Annotated in this window: 13 protein-coding genes; 6 read left to right on the top strand and 7 right to left on the bottom strand. The window is 62.6% G+C overall.

Annotated elements, in window-relative coordinates; all coding sequences use genetic code 11:
* Positions 1 to 172 precede the first annotated feature (172 nt).
* Positions 173 to 2,863, bottom strand: a complete 2,691-nt coding sequence (gene acnA / locus QWJ46_RS08755; RefSeq protein ID WP_302750718.1) for an aconitate hydratase AcnA — start codon at positions 2,861 to 2,863, stop codon at positions 173 to 175.
* 261 nt (positions 2,864 to 3,124) lie between these two features.
* On the opposite strand from acnA, the gene ccmA reads away from it, so the two are divergent.
* The 5 genes from ccmA to QWJ46_RS08730 all read left to right on the top strand — a co-directional run bounded on the left by ccmA (position 3,125) and on the right by QWJ46_RS08730 (position 6,256).
* The gene (gene ccmA, locus QWJ46_RS08750; RefSeq protein WP_302750717.1) at positions 3,125 to 3,769 is read left to right on the top strand and encodes a heme ABC exporter ATP-binding protein CcmA; all 645 of its coding nucleotides are present in this window, start codon (positions 3,125 to 3,127) and stop codon (positions 3,767 to 3,769) included.
* A 241-nt stretch (positions 3,770 to 4,010) separates the two neighbouring features.
* The gene (gene ccmB / locus QWJ46_RS08745) at positions 4,011 to 4,670 is read left to right on the top strand and encodes a heme exporter protein CcmB (protein WP_302750716.1); all 660 of its coding nucleotides are present in this window, start codon (positions 4,011 to 4,013) and stop codon (positions 4,668 to 4,670) included.
* A 48-nt stretch (positions 4,671 to 4,718) separates the two neighbouring features.
* Positions 4,719 to 5,480, top strand: coding sequence for a heme ABC transporter permease (locus QWJ46_RS08740; RefSeq protein ID WP_302750715.1), 762 nt, complete (start codon positions 4,719 to 4,721; stop codon positions 5,478 to 5,480).
* Between the two features lie 3 nt (positions 5,481 to 5,483).
* Entirely contained in the window at positions 5,484 to 5,651 is a 168-nt protein-coding gene (ccmD, locus tag QWJ46_RS08735; RefSeq protein WP_302750714.1) for a heme exporter protein CcmD, read from the top strand.
* Positions 5,648 to 6,256 carry a DsbE family thiol:disulfide interchange protein gene (locus QWJ46_RS08730; RefSeq protein WP_302750712.1) on the top strand — a complete coding sequence of 203 codons (609 nt, stop codon included), beginning with the start codon at positions 5,648 to 5,650 and terminating at the stop codon, positions 6,254 to 6,256. Before ccmD ends, QWJ46_RS08730 begins: the two co-directional genes overlap by 4 nt.
* A gap of 176 nt (positions 6,257 to 6,432) precedes the next feature.
* On the opposite strand, the gene QWJ46_RS08725 is transcribed toward QWJ46_RS08730, so the two are convergent.
* The 6 genes from QWJ46_RS08725 to QWJ46_RS08700 all read right to left on the bottom strand — a co-directional run bounded on the left by QWJ46_RS08725 (position 6,433) and on the right by QWJ46_RS08700 (position 11,821).
* On the bottom strand, positions 6,433 to 7,020 hold the full coding sequence (locus QWJ46_RS08725; protein WP_184454735.1) for a DUF2585 domain-containing protein: 588 nt from the start codon (positions 7,018 to 7,020) through the stop codon (positions 6,433 to 6,435).
* Positions 7,017 to 7,661: a septation protein A gene (locus QWJ46_RS08720; RefSeq protein ID WP_302750711.1), complete on the bottom strand. Its 645-nt coding sequence runs from the start codon at positions 7,659 to 7,661 to the stop codon at positions 7,017 to 7,019. The genes QWJ46_RS08725 and QWJ46_RS08720 overlap by 4 nt, the downstream gene beginning before the upstream one ends.
* A gap of 78 nt (positions 7,662 to 7,739) precedes the next feature.
* Positions 7,740 to 9,296, bottom strand: coding sequence for a signal recognition particle-docking protein FtsY (gene ftsY, locus QWJ46_RS08715; protein WP_184454731.1), 1,557 nt, complete (start codon positions 9,294 to 9,296; stop codon positions 7,740 to 7,742).
* 16 nt (positions 9,297 to 9,312) lie between these two features.
* Positions 9,313 to 10,584, bottom strand: coding sequence for a tRNA (N(6)-L-threonylcarbamoyladenosine(37)-C(2))-methylthiotransferase MtaB (mtaB, locus tag QWJ46_RS08710; RefSeq protein WP_184454729.1), 1,272 nt, complete (start codon positions 10,582 to 10,584; stop codon positions 9,313 to 9,315).
* Positions 10,581 to 11,486, bottom strand: a complete 906-nt coding sequence (gene dapF / locus QWJ46_RS08705; protein WP_184454727.1) for a diaminopimelate epimerase — start codon at positions 11,484 to 11,486, stop codon at positions 10,581 to 10,583. Before dapF ends, mtaB begins: the two co-directional genes overlap by 4 nt.
* Before the next feature lie 110 nt (positions 11,487 to 11,596).
* Entirely contained in the window at positions 11,597 to 11,821 is a 225-nt protein-coding gene (locus QWJ46_RS08700) for a hypothetical protein (protein WP_184454725.1), read from the bottom strand.
* Positions 11,822 to 12,267: 446 nt separating this feature from the next.
* Between QWJ46_RS08700 and ffh the strand changes: the two genes are divergently transcribed.
* On the top strand, positions 12,268 to 13,845 hold the full coding sequence (ffh, locus tag QWJ46_RS08695) for a signal recognition particle protein (protein WP_184454723.1): 1,578 nt from the start codon (positions 12,268 to 12,270) through the stop codon (positions 13,843 to 13,845).
* Positions 13,846 to 13,859: the final 14 nt, after the last annotated feature.

Genomic DNA, 13,859 nt, shown 5'->3' with positions numbered 1-13,859 from the left:
TACGAATAATCCTTCCGGGTCCAAACGAAAAATCACGAACGGGTGAGACCGCAGCTCGGCCGGAACGCAGCTGAAACAAATCATCGTGAGCCGCCGGCAAAGACTGTCGCCGCAAAGAAAAGCCGCCGGAAACTGCTCTCCGGCGGCCATTATCAATCAACGCTCTTAACGATCAGGCAGCGAGATCGCGCAGAACCGTCTGCAGGATGCCGCCATTGTTGAGGTAGATCACCTCGTCGAGCGTATCGACGCGCGACAGCAGCGGAACTTCCTTCACCGTGCCGTCGCCATAGGCGATCTGGGCGATCTTCCTCTCGCGCGGCTTGATCTTGTCCAGACCCTCGATGGTGACGAGCTCGTCGCCCTTGAGGCCGAGACTCTGCCAGGTCGTGCCCTCCTCGAAGACGAAGGGGATGACGCCCATGCCGACCAGGTTCGAGCGATGGATGCGCTCGAAGGATTGGGCGATGACGGCCTTGACGCCGAGCAGGTTGGTGCCCTTGGCAGCCCAGTCGCGCGACGAGCCGTTGCCGTATTCGACGCCGGCGAAGATGACGAGCGGCACGCCTTCGGCCTTGTACTGCATGGCGGCGTCGTAGATCGATGTCTCTTCCTTCGACGGATAGTGGATCGTGTAGCCGCCTTCCTTGCCGTTCGGGCCAAGCATGTGATTGCGGATGCGGATATTGGCGAAGGTGCCGCGCATCATCACTTCATGGTTGCCGCGGCGCGTGCCGTACTGGTTGAAGTCGGCAACCGCGACGTCGTGGCCAATGAGGTAGGCGCCTGCGGGCGAAGCCGCCTTGATCGAACCGGCCGGAGAGATGTGGTCGGTGGTGATCTTGTCGCCGAATAGGCCGAGGACGCGCGCGCCCCTGATGTCGGCGACGCCGGTGCCCTTCTTGCCCATGCCGACGAAGTAGGGCGGGTTCTGGACATAGGTCGAGTTGTCGTCCCAGGCATAGGTCTGGCCCGGAGGAACCTGAACAGCCTGCCAGTTGACATCGCCCTTGAAGACATCGGCATATTTGCTTTCGTAAAGCTCGCGGGTGACGTACTTCTGGATGAACTCCTGCACCTCGTGCGAGGTCGGCCAGATGTCCCTGAGGTAGACGGGCTTGCCGTTCTGGTCTTCGCCGATCGGCTCCTTGGTCAGGTCCTTCTGCACCGTGCCGGCAAGAGCGTAGGCGACGACGAGCGGCGGCGACGCGAGATAGTTCGCCTGGACGTCGGGCGAGATGCGGCCTTCGAAGTTGCGGTTGCCGGAGAGCACGCCGGAAACAATCAGACCCTTGTCATTGATCGTCTTGGAGATCGGCGCCGGCAGCGGGCCGGAATTGCCGATGCAGGTGGTGCAGCCGAAGCCGACGAGGTTGAAGCCGAGCTTGTCGAGATCGGCCTGCAGGCCTGACTTGGCGAGATATTCGCCGACGACCTGCGATCCGGGCGCCAGCGACGTCTTGACCCACGGCTTGGTCTTCAGCCCCTTGGCAACGGCGTTGCGGGCGAGAAGGCCGGCAGCGATCAGCACCGACGGGTTGGAGGTGTTGGTGCAGGAGGTGATGGCGGCAATCGCGACGTCACCATGGCCGAGATCGAAATCGGTGCCTTCGACTGCATAGCGGTTGTTGAGCTGCCCGGGCTTCTTGTAGTCGGCTTCCATCGACGTCGCGAAACCGGAAGCGATGTTTTCAAGCGCGATGCGGCCTTCCGGACGCTTGGGGCCTGCCATCGACGGCACGACGTCGCCGAGGTCGAGCTCCAGCGTATCGGTGAAGACGAGATCGGAACCATCGCCTTCGCGCCACATGCCCTGGGCCTTCGAATAGGCTTCGACGAGTGCGATCCGGTCATGCGTACGGCCGGACATGGTGAGGTAGTTGATGGTTTCGCCGTCGACCGGGAAGAAGCCGCAGGTCGCGCCGTATTCCGGACCCATGTTGCCGATCGTCGCGCGGTCGGCGAGCGGCATGTTGTCCATGCCGGGGCCGAAGAATTCGACGAACTTGGAAACGACGCCCTTCTTGCGCAGCATCTGCACGACGGTCAGCACGAGGTCGGTCGCGGTGACGCCTTCCTTGAGCTTGCCGGTCAGCTTGAAGCCGATGACTTCGGGCAGAAGCATTGAAACCGGCTGGCCGAGCATGGCCGCTTCCGCCTCGATACCGCCCACGCCCCAGCCGAGAACGCCGAGACCGTTGATCATCGTCGTGTGGCTGTCGGTGCCGACGCAGGTGTCGGGATAGGCGATCGTCTCGCCGTCCTCTTCCTTGGTCCAGACGGTCTGGCCGAGATATTCGAGATTGACCTGGTGACAGATGCCGGTGCCCGGAGGAACGACGCGGAAATTCTTGAACGCCTGCTGGCCCCACTTCAGGAAGCGGTAGCGTTCGCCGTTGCGCTGATATTCCAGCTCGACATTCTTAGCGAAGGCCTGCGGCGTGCCGAATTCGTCGACGATGACGGAGTGGTCGATGACGAGGTCGACGGGAACGAGCGGGTTGATCTTCTCGGGATCGCCTCCGAGCGACACCATCGCGTCGCGCATCGCGGCAAGGTCGACGACGGCGGGAACGCCGGTGAAGTCCTGCATCAGCACGCGCGCCGGGCGATAGGCGATTTCGTTTTCGACCGCGCCCTTGTTGTTCAGCCACGCGGCAACGGCGAGGATGTGCTCCTTGGTGACCGACTGGCCGTCTTCGAAGCGCAGCAGGTTTTCAAGCAGCACCTTCATCGAATAGGGAAGCTTCGATACGCCGGCCAGACCGTTTGCCTCAGCCTTGGGCAGGCTGTAATAGACATAGTCCTTCCCGTTCACGGAAAGCGTGGAACGACAATTGAAACTGTCAAGAGATTTAGACACGAGAGACCCCGTTCTGATAGCCAACACAGTCGTGCGAACGCCTATGCACTTAATGCACATCAGGATGCGGGTACGGCCATTTCCGCTGTCCGCACGTGGAGCAGATGCTCCAAGTTCGGCGCAAGGATGAAATTCACGCCGACCGCTGGCGTGGTTGCCGGTCTTATAGATAATTTCCTAAAAACTTGCCATACCCGAGCATTGCCAAAACCAGACATTTTTTGAGCCTTCCGCAAGCCGCAACGAAGAAAGAGCCGACGCATGCAACTCACCGCCGAGAATCTGGCTGCAAGGCGCGGTGAGGATCTCATTTTCGTAAACATTTCCTTTCACTTGACGGCAGGAGAAGCCCTTGTCCTGACCGGCAAAAATGGATCGGGAAAATCCACTTTGCTGCGCGTTGCCGCCGGTCTTCTCAAGCCCGAAAAGGGAACCGTCATCTTCCGCGATAAAGAGAGCCCGCAAGGCCGCCATCCGAGCGAGGTCAGCCACTACCTTGGCCACCGCAATGCGATGAAAAATGAACTTACGGTTGCAGAAAATTTGGATTTCTGGCAGTCCTTCCTCAGCAGCCCGGGCACCGCCGGCCTCCCTGTCGAAGACGCCGCCGAAGCCGTCGGCCTCTTAGGGATCACCCACCTTCCCTTCGGTTATCTCTCCGCCGGCCAGCAGCGCCGCTTCGCCTTCGCCAAGCTTCTCGTCGCCCACCGCCCCATCTGGATCCTCGATGAACCCACGGCGGCACTGGATGCGAGCGCCGACCGACTCTTTACCGGATTGATCGAGGCGCACCTGGCCAAGGGCGGCATCGTGCTCGCGGCGACGCATCAGCCGCTGGGGCTGAAGAATGCGCAGGAATTGAAGATGACGGGTTGTGCCGGCGTGGATCAGGGAGTATGGGGATGATGGTTTGCGGTTGTTTGCAAGGACGTTATGGGAACACCCCTCCCCAACCCCTCCCCACAAGGGGGAGGGGCTATTGTGCCGCACCGCTCCATACCAATCGCATTGTCGCAATCAGCGAAACGACAACAGCACCCGCATTAGCTGCTTTCGGTCGCCACGGGAGACCGCGGTTTAGCCCCTCCCCCTTGTGGGGAGGGGTTGGGGAGGGGTTTTCCTTACCGACAAGCGAAAAGTACCCCGCATGACTGCCCTCTTCCTCCGTGATCTCAAACTCTCGATCCGGGCCGGCGGCGGCGCGCTGATCGGCGTGTTGTTCTTCCTGACTGTCGTGGCCGTTATCCCCTTCGGCGTCGGCCCTGACCTCAAGCTTCTCTCCCGCATCGGCCCCGCCATCGTCTGGATCGGCGCGCTGCTCGCCGCCCTTCTCGGCCTCGACCGGCTGTTCCAGGCGGAGCGCGATGACGGATCGCTCGATCTGATGCTGATGCAGGAAACGCCGCTTGTGCTCACGGTGCTCCTCAAATGCTTCGCCCACTGGACCGCGACCAGCCTGCCGCTGGTCATCGCCTCGCCGCTGCTCGGCCTGTTCATGAACATGGACGAGACGGCGATTGGCGCCACCATGCTGACGCTCTTCGTCGGATCGCCGGCGATCACCTTCATCGGCGCCGTCGGCGCTGCCGTCGCCGTAGCCCTGCCCCGCGGCGGTCTGCTGGTCTCGATCCTCGTGCTGCCGCTGACCATCCCCGTGCTGATCTTCGGCGTCAGCGCCACCTATGCTGCGGTCGAAGAACCGGCGCCATTCTTGCCGCCCTTCCTCATATTGATCGCACTGACGCTCTTCTTCGCGGTCATCGGCCCGGCCGCCGCCGCCTTGGCGCTGCGATACACGGCGGATTGAATGCCTTTCGATTGCGGGAAAAGCCGGATCAAGGTAAGGAAAGCGCTCATGAGCCAAACCAGCCTTGCCATCAGCAAAATCAGCGATCTCGCCAACCCGACGCGGTTTCTGGCGCTGGCCGCGCGCGTCATTCCCTGGTTGGCCGGCATCACTACCCTCTGTTTTGCGGTCGGCCTTTATCTGAGCTTTGCGACAGAAGGCGATTACCAGCAGGGCGAGACCGTGCGCATCATGTATATCCATGTGCCCGCCGCCTGGCTGTCGATGATGTGTTACACGATCATGAGCCTCTCGGCGATCGGCACGCTGGTGTGGCGCCACCCGCTCGCCGATGTCTCCGCCAAATCAGCAGCTCCGCTCGGCGCCGCCTTCACCCTGATTGCGCTGGTCACCGGTTCGCTCTGGGGCAAGCCGATGTGGGGCACCTGGTGGGTCTGGGATGCCAGGCTGACCTCCGTCTTCATCCTCTTCCTGATGTATCTCGGCCTCATTGCGCTGAGCCGCGCCATCGACGATCCCTCGAGGGCGGCGCGCGTCTGCGCCGTGCTCATCCTGGTCGGCTTCGTCAACATCCCGATCATCAAGTTTTCCGTCGACTGGTGGAACACGCTGCATCAGCCGGCAAGCGTGATGCGCCTCGACGGCCCGGCGATCGATCCGGAATTCCTGCGCCCGCTCTTCGTCATGGCGATCGCCTTCACGCTGCTGTTCTTCACGCTGCACATCACGGCGATCAGGAACGAGATCTGGCGCCGCCGTGTCGCCGCCCAGCGCCGTCTCGCCGCCCGCATGGCCAGCCGGGAGGAATAGGCCGTGACGCACGCCTTCTATGTCTATGCATCCTATGGCATCGCCGCATTGGTGACGATCGCCATCGTCCTGTGGACCTGGGCCGACGGCCGGGCGCGCCGCCGCGAGCTTGCGAGCCTCGAAGCCGCCGGTATTCGCCGCCGCTCGGCGCGGCCAAAGGATGGCGAATGAGCGAGACGCCCGACACCAACACAGCCAAGCCACGCGGATTTGGCCGCTATGCACTGGCGCTTCTGCCGCTGATCGTGTTCGGCGGTATTGCCGCGACGGCCGCGAAGATGCTCTACGACCAGGATTTCCACGGCAAGAACATCGCCGAAATCCCTTCCGCCCTGATCGGCACCAAGGCGCCGGCGCTGAACCTTTCACCGCTCGAAGGCGCCAGCCTGCCGGCGCTGACCGACGCGGCGGTCAAAGGCAAGCTGACCCTCGTCAACGTCTTCGCCTCCTGGTGCATTCCCTGCCGCGACGAACACCCTATTCTCAAAGAACTCGCGAAAGACGGCCGGCTGAACATCGTCGCCATCAATTACAAGGACAAGAACGAGAACGCCCTGCGCTTCCTCGGCGAACTCGGCAACCCCTATCAAGCGATCGGCATCGATCCAAACGGCAAGGCGGCGATCGACTGGGGCGTCTACGGCATCCCGGAAAGCTACCTCGTCGGCCCCGACGGCACCATCCTCTACAAGCGCGTCGGCCCCTTCGACGACATCAGCCTGAAGGAAGGCCTGTATCCGGCGATGGAAAAGGCGCTGGGCAAGCCGGCCTCGTAACCCAAGAAAGACCCCTCCCCAACCCCTCCCCACAAGGGGGAGGGACTAATCCGGCGCACTGCATAGCGCCAAACGGCGGCCTGCCTGCGGATGAACCGGTGAAGTGGAACACGCGGGCTCGGCATCCAAACCCCTCCCCCTTGTGGGGAGGGGTTGGGGAGGGGCCTTCTTTAACCCTAAACCCCGCCCTGCCAGACCTTGATCGCCTCGACCGGCCAGATCAACATCACCACATTGAGCGTCAGGTTGTCGCGGATCACATAGCCGGTGAAAATCTCGAAGAAGATGGCGATCGCCACCGTCAGCGCCACCGGTGCGCGCCAGGCGAAGAAGAAGCCGAGGCACATGAACACGGTGTCCATCGCCGAATTCAGGATGCTGTCGCCGTAATAATCGAGCGCGATCGTCGCGGTGCGGTAGCGGTCGATGATGAGAGGGGAGTTTTCCAGCAATTCCCAGCCGGACTCGATGACGAGCGCCAGGAGCAGACGCGCCATCAGCGGCTTGCGGCGCAGGAGCAGATAGCTCAGTCCGTAGAATAGGAACCCGTGGATGATGTGCGATGGCGTGTACCAATCCGACAGATGCTGCGAATTGCCGCTGGTATTGACCCCGCCCTCCCATAGCTTGACATAGCCGCAGGAGCAGATTGGCACGCGCCCCATCAGATGCTCGGCGACGACCTGGGCGACCAGGACGGCAAGGCACGCGACGAACCAGAAGCTCTGGTGCCTGACCCGATATTCAGCGTCTGCAGCGCTCACTTCTCGCCATCCGGTTCCAGGTTGATGCTGTGTTTGAGCACCAGCGGCATCTGCGCCAGCGTGAAGATGATGGTGATCGGCATCGTGCCCCAGACCTTAAACGCGACCCAGGTATCGTCGGAAAAATTGCGCCAGACGACTTCGTTCAGGACGGCGAGGAAGAGGAAGAAGACGCCCCAGCGGATGGTAAGCTTGCGCCAACCCTGGGCATCAAGCTGGAAGGCGGCGTTGAAGACATAGCCGAGCAGCGACCTTCCGAAAGCGAGCCCGCCGAGCAGCGCCACCCCGAAGAGCGTGTTGACGATGGTCGGCTTCATCTTGATGAAGGTCTCGTTCTGCAGCCAGATCGACAGAGAGCCGAAGATGACGACGACGATGCCCGACACGAAGGGCATGATCGGCAGATGGCCGAGCACGATCTTCGAAACCACGAGCGAAATCACCGTCGCCGCCATGAAAAGCCCGGTTGCGACGAACAGCGGCCCGCCCAGTTCGGAAAGGGCGGGAAATCTTTCCACCAGCCATTGGCCACGCAGATTGGCAAAGAAGAAGATCATCAGCGGCCCGAGTTCCAACGCCAGTTTCAGCATCGGATGATGGCGGTCGGCCGCGGACGGGGTGATATCGCTTTCGGTGGTCATGCGTTCTTCGAACCTGCTATTGCTGAAAACCTGTTTCCCGGCCGTCCCTTGCAGGCTTTCGGCGGCATATCTGTGGCATCATTGCCCAAGCCCGGCAATGGCGTGGGCGAAATCCTCAGCCTCAAAGGGCTCCAGATCGTCCACACTCTCGCCGATGCCGATGAAATAGACCGGCAGCTTGTGCTTGGCGGAGATCGCGACGAGAATGCCGCCCCGCGCCGTGCCGTCGAGCTTGGTCATGATCAGCCCGTTGACACCGGCGACGTTGCGGAAGATCTCGACCTGGCTCAGCGCATTCTGTCCCGTTGTGGCGTCGAGCGTCTGCAGCACGGTGTGCGGCGCATCGGGATCGAGCTTGCCGAGCACACGCACGATCTTCTCGAGTTCGGCCATCAGCTCGGCCTTGTTCTGCAGCCGGCCGGCGGTATCGACGATCAGCACATCGCATTTTTTTGCCTTGGCCTGTTCGAAGGCGTCATAGGCAAGACCGGCGGCATCGGCGCCGAGCTTGGTGCCGATGAATTCGGAATTGGTCCGCTCAGCCCAGATCTTCAGCTGCTCGATCGCCGCTGCGCGGAACGTGTCGCCGGCGGCCAGCATCACCTTCAGACCGGCGCCGGAGAGCTTCGCCGCCAGCTTGCCGATCGTCGTCGTCTTGCCGGTGCCGTTGACGCCGACGACGAGAATGACGTGCGGCTTGTGCGAGAGGTCGAGCTGCAGCGGCTTGGCGACCGGCTTCAGCACCTTGGCGATTTCAGACGCCATAATCCGGCTGACATCCTCGCCGGTCACATCCTTGCCGTAGCGCTCGGAAGCGAGCGTATCGGTGACGCGCAGCGCCGTCTCGACGCCGAGATCGGCTTGGATCAGCAGATCTTCGAGATCCTGCAGCGTCTCGTCGTCGAGCTTGCGCTTGGTGAAGAGCGCGGCGATCTGGCCGGTCAGCTGCGAGGAGGTACGCGCGAGACCGTTGCGCAGGCGCTGGAACCAGCTGAGTTTCGGCTGCGGGGCAATGGGTTCGGGTTCGGCGACTTTCGGGCCGGTGGCGAAGCCTTTGGGGAGAATCGGCTCAACAGCCGGCGCCGATTCCATTGACGCCGGTGACGGCAGGGGCGTTTCGACCGAAATGTCGAGGTCCGCGGCCTCCCCCCCTACCCTGCCGGGCATCCCCCCCACAGGTGGGGGGAAACTCGCGGCGATGTCTTGCGTCGCATCTACCGAATCCGGCAAGGCGGCAGCAGGGCGATCTTCGCCATCGATTGTCTGGCGATCGGTTTCCGCACTCCTAGTCCCCCCACCTGTGGGGGGGACGCCCGGCAGGGTAGGGGGGGTATCTTCCTCCGCTTCCGCCTCGGCCTCCAGCAGCGACAATGGTACGACGCCCATATCGCTCAGCTGGTCCGGAGCCGGCAGGATCGCGGGCTCGGCGTCGTCACGCTCTTCCTCGGCATCCTGCACGACATCCGCAGCCGGTCCGCCGGCCGTCTCCATCTCCTCGGCAAGAACCGGATCTTCCGCGATCGGCAGGTCTTCGCCGCGCGAACGCGGCTCGAGCTCCCGTTCCACAGCCTCGGGCACGGGTTCTTCAGCCGGCTTGCCGAAAGTGAAGACCTTTTTGATGAAACTGAGCGCCATGGGGATTCCGTGAAAGTCAGGCCGCTGCGGCCGTCAATTGCATGTCGAGATGCTTGCCATTGTGGCCGGTGATCGTGGCCGGCACAAGTTCGCCGGGACGAAGCCCGGCGGCTGCCACCAGCGTGAAGTTTTCCGTATGCGCAAGGCCGTTGTTTTCGACAAGCAGCCACTGCCGGGTTCCGACCATGCCATCGAGATGGGATTGATGCAGCCTATGTCCAGTGGCGCGCAGCCGTGCGGCGCGATCCTTGACCAGCGACCGGTCGAGCTGCGGCATGCGGGCGGCGGGCGTGCCGTGACGCGGGCTGTAGGGGAAAACATGCAGATGCGCGATGCCGGCCTCTTCGGCCAGCCGCAAGGCATTGGCGAACATCTCTTCCGTTTCCGTCGGGAAACCGGCGATCATATCGGCGCCGAAGCTCATTTCGGGGCGAAGACGGCGCGCGTCCTCGATGAAACGCAGCGCATCGGCGCGCGAATGCCGCCGTTTCATCCGCTTCAGGATCATGTCGTCGCCATGCTGCAGCGACAGATGCAGATGCGGCATGAAGCGCGGCTCGTCGGCGATGAGGTCCATCAGATGGGCGTCGGCCTCGATGCTGTCGATCGAGGAAAGCCTGAGCCGGCGGATATCCGGAAGCTGCTTCAAGAGCGTCTTTGCCAAAAGCCCGAGCGTCGGTGCGCCCGGCAAATCGTCGCCATAGCTGGTGGCGTCGACACCGGTCAGCACGATCTCCCGATAACCGCTGTCGGCGAGCCTGCGGGCCTGGTCGACGACCGCGCCCATCGGCACCGAGCGGGAATTGCCGCGGCCATAGGGGATGATGCAGAAGGTGCAGCGGTGATCGCAGCCGTTCTGAACCTGGATGAAGGCGCGCACATGGCCGTCGATATGCCTGACCATCTGCGGCGCCGTCGCCTTCACGCTCATGATGTCGTTGACGCGGAGCTTCTCCTCGGCCGAAACGCCGAAATCCGGCAGGCTGCGATAAGAGGCGCTAGAAAGCTTCTCTTCGTTGCCGAGCACCGCATCGACCTCCGACATGGCGGCGAAGGTCTGTTTTTCCGTCTGCGCGGCACAGCCGGTGACGATGATGCGGGCATGCGGATTGTCGCGCCGCGCCCGACGGATCGCCTGGCGGGCCTGGCGCACGGCCTCGCCGGTCACGGCGCAGGTGTTCACCAGGATGGCGTTGTTGAGCCCGGCCTTCTCGGCCTGCGCCTTCATCACTTCGGATTCATATGTGTTGAGGCGGCAGCCGAAGGTAATGACCTCGATGCCGCTCACTGCGCCTCGACCTCTCGGGTACCATCGCGCGACCAGAGGCCGGTCGAAGGATCGACCCGGCCCGACCATTCCCATTCCGCCGGTCCCGTCATGATGACGTGATCGTCACGCTCGCGCCATTCGATGGAGAGTGTCGCCGGCGGCTTGGCGCTTGCCACATTGATCGTCACCCTGCGACCGGTGCGGCCGGTGCGCGCCGCGCTGACGGCGGCGGAACAGGCGGCCGAGCCACAGGCGAGCGTCAACCCGGCGCCGCGCTCCCAGGTGCGCGTCGTCAAGGATGTCGGCGACGTCACCTGCGCCAGGGTGATATTGGCACGCTCGGGAAACATCGGATGGTTTTCGAGCAGCGGCCCGAAGCGGGCAAGATCATAGGACATCACGTCCTTGTCCACCCAGAAGATCGCATGCGGATTGCCCATCGACATGGCGGAAGGCGAATGCAACACCGGATTGTCGATCGGGCCGATCTGCAGCTCGATACGGCTGGTGTCGTGAAATTCCTCCGCCAGCGGAATCCTGTCCCAATCGAAGACCGGCTTTCCCATATCAACGGAGATCGTCCCGTCTTCATGCTCGACGGCGTTGAGGATCCCGGCGACGGTCTGGAAGGTGAAGGCCTTCCGACCGGTCTCGGCGGCAAGCGCCTGCACGACGCAGCGCGTGCCGTTGCCGCAAGCCTGCGCCTTCGAGCCGTCGGAATTCAGAATATCGATGAAGGCGTCGGTGGCTTCGGCCTTCGGATCATGGATCGCCATGATCTGGTCGAACTCGGTCTGCGGATCGGCATTGAGCGCGACCGCCGCCGCGGGCGTCACCCTGTCCGGCCGTCCGCGCATGTCGACGACCAGGATCTTGTTGCCAAGCCCGTTCATCCTCGCGAATTCGACCGTTGCGCTCATGATATCATTCCGTCCGTCTTTCCGCTGTATATGGCGGAAACGCGAGGGAATTACCAGTGGGTGAGTGCCATGCAGGCCTTGCAGCCGACTGAGGCCGGACCCTCCGTCTTCTACCGCTGCCCGCCGCCGGCCTCGAAGGACGCCGCATGCGCCTCGACGATAGCGGCGGTGATGACCTTCCTCAGCTCGTAGACCAGCGAGCGGGATCGTTTGCGATCCAGATCCTGTGCCGCTTTTGCAAGACTAAGGCCTTCGTTGAGAACAATATGATGGGCCCGTGCCAGCGCCCAACTTTCAATATCAGCATTGATCATTCGATATCTCCGCCGGATCATCCGGCATCAAGGATATTCACGAATCATTTTACAGGACGCACTTAAGTAGAAAGTAGAATCACAAGCAGAACATTTTGCAACTGGCCCAAATGGCGAATTTGGACTGCCCGCTGCGATTTTAACCGCTCGCAGCCACAATATGCGGCATCCGAAAAGCCCGCCACGCGGTCATCTGTCCGCAACCATGCGGTCATCTGTCCGCAACCATGCGGTCATCTGCCCGCATTCGCCTTGACTTTCCCGCCGCTTTCCTGTTTATCGCGCCCAATCCGCGACGAGCCAGATGACTCCGAGCCGCCGACCGGGACTTCGAGATCCCGGAGGTCAACACCCGACAGCGCGATGCGCCCTCGGGTGCTTTTTGGCTTTGCGTCTTGTTTTCGTCAAGGAAAAGCACGACGTTTCCGGGCAGATCAACCCGCCCGAAACGTATCAAGGAAGAGCCGATGTTTGAAAACCTCCAGGACCGTCTTGGATCCATTCTGAATGGACTGACAGGCCGTGGCGCGCTTTCGGAAGCCGATGTTTCTGCAGCGCTGCGCGAGGTTCGCCGTGCGCTGCTGGAGGCAGACGTCGCGCTCGAAGTCGTGCGCTCCTTCACCGACCGCGTGCGTGAGAAGGCTGTCGGCGCCGAGATCCTGAAGTCGATCAAGCCCGGCCAGATGGTCGTCAAGATCGTCCATGACGAACTGATCGAGATGCTGGGCGGCGAAGGTGTTGGCATCGACCTGCATGCGGCCGCCCCCGTCGTTGTCATGATGGTCGGCCTGCAGGGCTCGGGCAAGACGACGACGACCGCCAAGATCGCCAATCGTCTGGCGACGCGCGAGAAGAAAAAGGTGCTGATGGCGTCGCTCGACACGCGCCGCCCGGCAGCCCAGGAGCAGCTTCGCCAGCTCGGCGCCCAGGCCAGTATCGACACGCTGCCTGTTATCGCAGGTCAGTCGCCGACCGATATCGCCGCCCGCGCCGTGCAGGCGGCGAGACTCGGCGGCCATGACGTCGTCATTCTCGACACCGCCGGCCGCACCCATATCGACGAGCCCTTGATGGTCGAGATGGCCGATATCAAGAAGAAGTCGAACCCGCATGAGATCCTCCTGGTCGCCGACAGTCTCACCGGTCAGGATGCCGTCAACCTCGCCCGTAACTTCGACGAACGCGTCGGCATCACCGGCCTCGTGCTGACCCGCATGGACGGCGACGGCCGTGGCGGTGCAGCGCTTTCGATGCGCGCCGTCACCGGCAAGCCGATCAAGCTGATCGGCGTCGGCGAAAAGATGAGCGAGCTCGAGGAGTTCCATCCCCGCCGCATCGCCGACCGCATCCTCGGTATGGGCGACATCGTTTCGCTCGTCGAGCGCGCGGCTGAAAACATCGACGCGGAGAAGGCGGCCGCCATGGCCGCCAAGATGGCCAAGGGCAAGTTCGACCTCGACGACCTCGCCGATCAGCTGCGCCAGATGCAGAAGATGGGCGGCATGGGCGGCATCATGGGTATGATGCCCGGCATGGCCGGCATGAAGGACAAGATGGCCGCCGCCGGTCTCAACGACAAGCTTTTCGGCCGCCAGATCGCCATCATCCAGTCGATGACCAAGGCCGAACGCGCCAATCCCGAGTTGCTCAAGCATTCGCGCAAGAAGCGCATCGCCGCGGGCTCCGGCACCGATGCCGCCGACATCAACAAGCTTCTGAAGATGCACCGCCAGATGGCTGATATGATGAAGATGATGGGCGGCAAGGGCAAAGGCGGCCTGATGAAGCAGATGATGGGCGGCCTTGCGGGCAAGATGGGGCTTGGCGGCGGCGGCATGGGCGGCATGCCCGATCTCTCGAATATCGATCCCCGACAGCTCGAGGCCTTGCAGAAGCAGGCCGAAGCGGCGGGGCTTGGAAAACCGGGTGGGGGTATGCCCGGTCTCGGCGGTCTGCCGGGTGGTTTGCCGGGCCTCGGCGGCGCCAAGCTGCCGGGCCTTGGCGGTGGTTTCCCGGGCTTGCCCGGCTTGCCGAAGAAGAAGTGAAAGGATCGCTTGCC

Source organism: Rhizobium sp. CBN3 (genome assembly GCF_030518245.1).
GTDB classification, from domain to species: Bacteria; Pseudomonadota; Alphaproteobacteria; order Rhizobiales; family Rhizobiaceae; genus Rhizobium; species Rhizobium aethiopicum_A.
This window is presented reverse-complemented; position numbering and strand designations above follow the sequence as displayed.

What these genes read in the sequence shown, in the direction of transcription:
- ccmA (WP_302750717.1), top strand. Translation starts at nt 3,125, where the DNA reads ATGCAACTCACCGCCGAGAATCTGGCTGCAAGGCGCGGTGAGGATCTC.
- QWJ46_RS08720 (WP_302750711.1), bottom strand. Translation starts at nt 7,661, where the DNA reads ATGACCACCGAAAGCGATATCACCCCGTCCGCGGCCGACCGCCATCAT.
- ffh (WP_184454723.1), top strand. Translation starts at nt 12,268, where the DNA reads ATGTTTGAAAACCTCCAGGACCGTCTTGGATCCATTCTGAATGGACTG.
- ftsY (WP_184454731.1), bottom strand. Translation starts at nt 9,296, where the DNA reads ATGGCGCTCAGTTTCATCAAAAAGGTCTTCACTTTCGGCAAGCCGGCT.
- ccmB (WP_302750716.1), top strand. Translation starts at nt 4,011, where the DNA reads ATGACTGCCCTCTTCCTCCGTGATCTCAAACTCTCGATCCGGGCCGGC.
- dapF (WP_184454727.1), bottom strand. Translation starts at nt 11,486, where the DNA reads ATGAGCGCAACGGTCGAATTCGCGAGGATGAACGGGCTTGGCAACAAG.
- QWJ46_RS08740 (WP_302750715.1), top strand. Translation starts at nt 4,719, where the DNA reads ATGAGCCAAACCAGCCTTGCCATCAGCAAAATCAGCGATCTCGCCAAC.
- QWJ46_RS08730 (WP_302750712.1), top strand. Translation starts at nt 5,648, where the DNA reads ATGAGCGAGACGCCCGACACCAACACAGCCAAGCCACGCGGATTTGGC.
- QWJ46_RS08700 (WP_184454725.1), bottom strand. Translation starts at nt 11,821, where the DNA reads ATGATCCGGCGGAGATATCGAATGATCAATGCTGATATTGAAAGTTGG.